This is a genomic window from Inquilinus limosus MP06 (genome assembly GCF_000767795.1).
Taxonomy (GTDB): domain Bacteria; phylum Pseudomonadota; class Alphaproteobacteria; order DSM-16000; family Inquilinaceae; genus Inquilinus; species Inquilinus limosus_E.
Genome location: NZ_JANX01000378.1, coordinates 1 through 6,217 on the forward strand (window position 1 = coordinate 1; position 6,217 = coordinate 6,217).

At 68.9% G+C, this 6,217-nt stretch carries 9 protein-coding genes; 4 read left to right on the forward strand and 5 right to left on the reverse strand.

Annotated features, from left to right (window positions below):
- Positions 1–513, reverse strand: a 513-nt coding sequence (locus P409_RS23435; RefSeq protein ID WP_152613507.1) for a LysR family transcriptional regulator, incomplete at its 3' end; no start/stop codon positions are given.
- Between the two features lie 99 nt (positions 514–612).
- On the opposite strand from P409_RS23435, the gene P409_RS23440 reads away from it, so the two are divergent.
- Entirely contained in the window at positions 613–1,383 is a 771-nt protein-coding gene (locus P409_RS23440; RefSeq protein WP_034844392.1) for an SDR family NAD(P)-dependent oxidoreductase, read from the forward strand.
- A gap of 70 nt (positions 1,384–1,453) precedes the next feature.
- On the opposite strand, the gene rplQ is transcribed toward P409_RS23440, so the two are convergent.
- From rplQ to rpsM, 4 genes are all read right to left on the reverse strand, one after another.
- Positions 1,454–1,894, reverse strand: a complete 441-nt coding sequence (gene rplQ, locus P409_RS23445) for a 50S ribosomal protein L17 (RefSeq protein WP_034844393.1) — start codon at positions 1,892–1,894, stop codon at positions 1,454–1,456.
- Between the two features lie 101 nt (positions 1,895–1,995).
- Positions 1,996–3,012 (reverse strand): DNA-directed RNA polymerase subunit alpha, encoded by a 1,017-nt coding sequence (locus P409_RS23450; protein WP_034844395.1) that lies wholly within the window; start codon positions 3,010–3,012, stop codon positions 1,996–1,998.
- 204 nt (positions 3,013–3,216) lie between these two features.
- Positions 3,217–3,621 (reverse strand): 30S ribosomal protein S11, encoded by a 405-nt coding sequence (gene rpsK / locus P409_RS23455; protein WP_034844397.1) that lies wholly within the window; start codon positions 3,619–3,621, stop codon positions 3,217–3,219.
- A gap of 18 nt (positions 3,622–3,639) precedes the next feature.
- The gene (gene rpsM, locus P409_RS23460) at positions 3,640–4,008 is read right to left on the reverse strand and encodes a 30S ribosomal protein S13 (protein WP_034844399.1); all 369 of its coding nucleotides are present in this window, start codon (positions 4,006–4,008) and stop codon (positions 3,640–3,642) included.
- 336 nt (positions 4,009–4,344) lie between these two features.
- Here rpsM and P409_RS23465 point away from each other — a divergent pair, with 336 nt between their 5' ends.
- From P409_RS23465 to P409_RS40895, 3 genes are all read left to right on the forward strand, one after another.
- Positions 4,345–4,899, forward strand: a complete 555-nt coding sequence (locus tag P409_RS23465; RefSeq protein ID WP_034844401.1) for an HdeD family acid-resistance protein — start codon at positions 4,345–4,347, stop codon at positions 4,897–4,899.
- Positions 4,900–4,974: 75 nt separating this feature from the next.
- Positions 4,975–5,379 carry a carboxymuconolactone decarboxylase family protein gene (locus P409_RS23470; protein WP_034844403.1) on the forward strand — a complete coding sequence of 135 codons (405 nt, stop codon included), beginning with the start codon at positions 4,975–4,977 and terminating at the stop codon, positions 5,377–5,379.
- Between the two features lie 181 nt (positions 5,380–5,560).
- The coding region (locus tag P409_RS40895; RefSeq protein ID WP_238578753.1) for a hypothetical protein at positions 5,561–6,217 on the forward strand (657 nt) is incomplete at its 3' end.

The window sequence follows — 6,217 nt, forward strand, 5'->3', positions numbered from 1 at the left end:
ACCACCGCGACCATCGGCTCGGACCAGGCCGGCCCCTCGCTCCAGCCCCTCGCTGTCCGGCAGGGGCGGAATGACGAAGCCGAGGTCGCAGCGGCCGCCGCGCAGATCGTCCAGCTGCCGCATCGTGGTCGCCTCGCGCAGGTCCAGCGCCAGGCCGGGGTGGCGGGCGCGAAGCGCCTTCAACAGCGGCGGCAGGCGCTCGAACATGGCGCTGCCGACGAAGGTGACGCGCAGCAGGCCGGTCAGCCCCTGCCCCGCCTGGCGGGCCACTGCCACCGCATGCTCGGCCTGGGCCAGGGTGCGGCGCGCCTCCTCCAGCAGCGCCGTGCCGGCCGGGGTCAGCGCCACCCGGCGGCGGCTGCGGTCGAACAGGGCGGCGCCGACCACATCCTCCAGCCGCTTCATCGCGGTGCTGAGCGGCGGCTGCGCCATGCCCAGGCGCTCGGCCGCGCGGCGGACATGCCGCTCCTCGGCCACGGCGATGAACTGGCGCAGGAGGCGGAGCTCGATCATGGGATGATATCCAGCAAATATCGGAACCTCATGATCTCATATTTGAAGTATGTGAGGCCGGGCGCCACCTTCCGCTCATCGCAACGGGAGAGTGGATCGATGGCACGGGTGATGGTGGTCAGCGGCGGCGGCACGGGCATCGGCCTGGCGGTGGCGCAGCGCTTCGCCGGGCAGGGCGAGCAGGTGGTGATCCTGGGGCGCCGGGCCGCCGTGCTGGAGGACGCGGCCTCGGCGATCGGGCGGGAGCATCCTTCGGCCCCGCCGGTGCTGGCGCTGCCGGGCGACCTGTCGCGGCCGGAGACGGTCGAGGCGCTGTGCCAAGAGATCGGCCAGCGCTTCCCGGCGGTCGACGCGCTGGTGCATGCCGCCGGCGGGAACGCCATCCTGCAGGCCCCGCCGGGCCATTACGACGACGGGCTGGCCGGGGTGGCCCGGCGCTGGAGCGACAATTTCGCCGGCAACGTGCTGTCGGCCGTGCTGCTGACCGAGGGGCTGCGCGACCGGCTGCGGGCGCCCGGCGGCCGGGTGGTGCTGGTCAGCTCGATCGCCGCCTATCGCGGCTCCGGCGCCGGCTGCTACGGTGCCGCCAAGGCCGCGCTGCACCCCTATGGCTACGACCTCGCCGCGGCCCTTGGCCCGCGCGGCATCACCGTCAACATCGTCGCCCCGGGCTATATCCGCGACACCGGGTTCTTCTCCGATCGCCTCCCGGCGGAGCGGCAGGCGGCGCTGATCGCCGAGACCTCGACCCGCCGCGCCGGGCTGCCGGCCGACATCGCCGACGCCGTGGCCTGGCTGGCCTCGCCCGGCGCCGCCCATGTCACCGCCCAGGTGATCCAGGTGAATGGCGGGGCCGAGCGCGGCCATTGACCGACGGGATCCGCAACGAAAAAGGCCCGGCTTGCGCCGGGCCTTGATCCGTTCACCGTCGTGGGGCCGATCAGCCCTCGGCGCCCTCGGCCTCGGCCGCGGCGGCCTTCAGCTCGGCGTCGCGCGCCTTGTCGGCGGCGCCCTTGGCGTCGCGGTCGCGGTCGACCAGCTCGATCACGGCCATCGGGGCGGCATCGCCGTAGCGGAAGCCGGCCTTGAGCACGCGGGAGTAGCCGCCGGCGCGGGTCTTGTAGCGCTCGGCGATCACCGAGAACAGCTTAGTCACCACGTCGTCGTCGCGCAGCTGGGCATAGGCCAGACGGCGATTGGCGAGGCCGCCCTTCTTGCCGAGGGTGATCAGCTTCTCGACGATCGGGCGCAGATCCTTCGCCTTCGGCAGGGTGGTCTTGATCTGCTCATGGGTGATCAGCGCCGCCGCCATGTTGGCGAACATCGCCTTGCGGTGGCTGCTGGTGCGGCTGAAACGACGTCCGGTCACTCCGTGACGCATGGCGATATCTCCTCATGGCTTGGCCCCCGCGGGGGTCCGATGGCGGGACCCGCCGCCTGCCCGTGCGGGACAGAACGGCGGGGTACAGACTCGTCAGCCGATCAGAACGGCTCCTCGAGCTTCTTGGCGAGATCCTCGATGTTCTCCGGCGGCCAGTTCGGGATCTCCATGCCGAGATGGAGGCCCATGGTCGACAGCACTTCCTTGATCTCGTTCAGCGACTTGCGGCCGAAGTTCGGGGTGCGAAGCATCTCCGCCTCGGTCTTCTGCACCAGGTCGCCGATATAGACGATGTTGTCGTTCTTCAGGCAGTTGGCCGAGCGCACCGAGAGCTCGAGCTCGTCCACCTTCCGCAGCAGGTTGCGGTTGAACGGCATGTCCTCCGAGGTCTCCTCGCGGTGATCGCGCGACGGCTCCTCGAAATTGATGAACAGCTGCAGCTGGTCCTGCAGGATGCGGGCGGCCAGGGCCACCGAATCCTCCGGCGTCACCGCGCCGTTGGTCTCGATCGTCAGCGACAGCTTGTCGTAGTCGGTGACCTGGCCGACGCGGGTGTTCTCGACCTTGTACGAGACCTTGCGGATCGGGCTGTACAGGGCGTCGACCGGGATCAGGCCGATCGGCGCGTCCTCCGGCCGGTTCATGCTGGCCGGGACGTAGCCCTTGCCGACATTGACCGTGAACTCCATCGCCAGCTTGGCGCCGTCGTCGAGGGTGCACAGCACCAGCTCGGGGTCCATGATCTCGATGTCCGGCCCGGTGACGATGTCGCCGGCCTTGACCACCTTCGGGCCTTCGGCGTTCAGCCGCATCTTCTTCGGGCCCTCGGCGTGCATGCGCAGCGACAGCGCCTTGACGTTGAGGACGATGTCGGTGACGTCCTCGCGGACGCCCGGGATCGACGAGAATTCGTGCAGCACGCCGTCGATGTGGATCGCGGTGACCGCGGCGCCCTGCAGCGAGGACAGCAGCACGCGGCGGATGGCGTTGCCGAGGGTCAGGCCGAAGCCGCGCTCGAGCGGATCGGCGACCAGGGTCGCCTTGCGCTGCGAATCGTCGCCCGGCTGGACGTCGAGAGCGTTGGGCTTGATCAGTTCCTGCCAGTTGCGCTGAAGCACTGTCGTCTCAATCCTGTTCTGCCACGAAAGGCCGGATACGGCCGAAACGCCGGCGGGGTGAGCCCCCTTCCGATCCCATGCTTGGACCCTGTGGCACCTGGTCCTGTCCCGGATCGGCCGGCGGTACTGTGCTGCGAAAAAGGCGGCGGCCCGCGCCGCCCCGGTCCCGGCGAAGGGATGGGGGCGGCGCGGGCCGGGCCGGCCTCAGACGCGGCGCTTCTTGCGCGGACGGACGCCGTTGTGCGGGATCGGCGTGACGTCGCGGATCGAGGTGATCTGGAAGCCGATCGACTGCAGGGCGCGCAGCGCGCTCTCACGGCCGGAGCCGGGGCCCTTCACGTTGATCTCGAGCACGCGCATGCCGTGCTCCTGGGCCTTGCGGCCGGCATCCTCGGCGGCGACCTGGGCGGCGTAGGGAGTCGACTTGCGGCTGCCCTTGAAGCCCATGCCACCGGCCGACGACCAGGCGATGGCGTTGCCCTGGGCGTCGGTGATGGTGATCACCGTGTTGTTGAAGGACGAGTTCACGTGGGCGACGCCCGAGGTGATGTTCTTGCGCTCGCGACGACGCAGACGGGCGTTCGCGGCGGCAGCTGCTGGCTTGGCCATGGTTCGCTCGCCTTCCGATTACTTCTTCTTGCCCGCGATGGGCTTCGCCGGACCCTTGCGGGTGCGGGCGTTGGTGTGGGTGCGCTGGCCGCGGACCGGCAGGCCCTTGCGGTGACGCAGGCCGCGGTAGCAGCCGAGGTCCATCAGGCGCTTGATGTTCATCGCGATCTCGCGACGCAGATCGCCCTCGACCGTGTAGTCGGAGTCGATGGTCTCGCGGATGCGCAGGATCTCGTCTTCGGTCAGCTCGTTGACGCGGCGGTCGGCCGGGATGCCGAGCTTGTCGATGATGGTCTGGGCGGTGTGGCGCCCGATGCCATGGATGTAGGTGAGCGCGATCAGGACGCGCTTCTGGGTCGGGATATTGACGCCGGCAATACGTGCCACGTCTCTCTCCTGTGCGGTTGCCACCTTCGGTGCCGCCGCTGCCCTGCCCTGTCGGGCCTGGCCTGCAACGCCGGGTTGGCTGGTTCATGTCTGCCCGCGGGCCGGAGCGGCCGCGCGAACGCCTTGCGCTTCGGTCGCCTTCCGGCTCCGAAGCGGGCGGAGTATAGTGATCGGCAGGACAGAGTCAACCGCCGGGATTCGCACTCGGAATCCGCGCGGCCGGGGTCGACAGCGACCGAACCATAACCGGGACCGATCCGGCTTGTCACCTGCGCAATTGTGATGATTTTCTTGAGCATGGCCGGCGACCCTGGCCGGCGCAGCAGGAGACGGATCATGCAGAACCTGCCGGTCCTTCGCGCCCTCGCCGCCAATTGGGGCGCCATCGCGCTGCGCGGCGTCCTCGCCATCCTGTTCGGAATCCTGGCTTGGCTGTGGCCGGGCATGACGCTGGCGGTGCTGATCATCCTCTACGCCGCCTATGCGCTGGTGGACGGGGTGATGGGCATCGTCGTCGGCATCCGCGGCCGCAACTGGGGCTATGCCCTGCTCGGCCTCGCCGGCGTGATCGCCGGGCTGGTCGCCGCCGTATGGCCGCTGCTGACCGCGATCGTGCTGGTCACCATCATCGGCATCTGGGCGATCGTGATCGGAGCGATGGAGATCGCCACCGCCATCCGCCTGCGTCATGAGATCGAGGGCGAGTGGCTGCTGGCCCTGACCGGGGCGCTGTGGGTGCTGTTCGGCGCCTACGCCCTGGTCTTCCCCGGCGCCGGGGCGCTGTCGCTGGTCTGGCTGATCGCCACCTGGGCCGTGGTGATCGGCGTGCTGCAACTGATCCTGGCCTTCCGCCTGCGCCGCCTGGCGCACCACCACGGCGCCGCCACCTGACCGTGCCGCCATGGCGTGACGCCGGTGCCGCGGCCGTGCCACCCTGCCCGCACCGCAATCGCAGAGGGCACCGCCATGGCATCGGATCTGGTCGAATACGAAGAGGCGTCGCCGGAGGTGCGCGCCGTCTACGACGACATCATGGCCACCCGCCGGATCGACCGGGTCAACAACTTCTGGAAGGCGCTGGCGATGCATCCGCCGACGCTGAAGCGGACCTGGGAGAGCCTGAAGGAGGTCATGGCCCCCGGCGCGCTGGACCCGCTGGTGAAGGAGATGGTGTATCTCGCCGTCAGCACCACCAATGGCTGCGGCTACTGCATCGCCTCGCACAGCGTGGCGGCGCGCAAGGCCGGCATGACCGACGCGATGCTGGGCGAGCTGATGGCCGTGGTCGGCATGGCCAACGAGACCAACCGCCTGGCCACCGGCCTGCAGGTGCCGATCGACGAGGCGTTTCGGCCGGACCGCGGGAGCTGAGCCGCGCACCTGCCAAGCGCGCTCTGGCGGGACATTTTAGCTTGGGAGCACTGAACAAAATTTCCTGCTGCAGAAATATTTCTACACCCAAAAATAATCAGCGAACCAAACTCGACTTCAAAGATTCTTACATTTTCCAGCTTACTGAAAAGTAAATATTTCATGCCGCTCCAATGGATATATGACTTTTCAAGTCAAATTTCACATCAGAGCTGTTTCAGAGGATATCGCCATGAGGTTATGGCTTCCCTTGGCTTGCGCCGCCTTCGCCTCGACGGCGGCGCAAGCGAACTCCAACCTGTTTGAACTCTGCAACGAATCGTTCCGCGAGCTCTCGCCGGCCGAGCAGCAGTTGGTCATCAGCAAGGGCTGCGCCCTCGAGCCGACCGGCAATGCCGTCAATGTCGCCTCGCTTCCTGACGGAAGTGGGACTGGGACTGGCACTGGAACTGGAACGGGGACAGGCACCGGCTCAACCGGCGGCTCGGCCTCGGGCAGTGGCGACGGCGGCGGCTCGGGTGGTTCCGGTAGCGGCGGAACCGGAGGTGGCGGTTCCGGTGGCGGAGGCACGGGTGGTGGTGGGTCCGGCGGCGGAGGCACGGGTGGCGGTGGGTCCGGCGGCGGAGGCACGGGTAGCGGCGGAGGCACGGGTGGCGGCGGAGGCACGGGTGGCGGCGGAGGCACAGGCGGCGGTGGGTCCGGCAGCGGCAATGGCGGCGGCATCAATGTCGGGGTCGGCGGCGGCGCCACCGGCAATGGCGGCGGCATCAATGTCGGGATCGGCAGCGGGTCCGGCAGCAACAACAGCGGCGGGGTGAATGTCGGCGCGGCCGGCGGT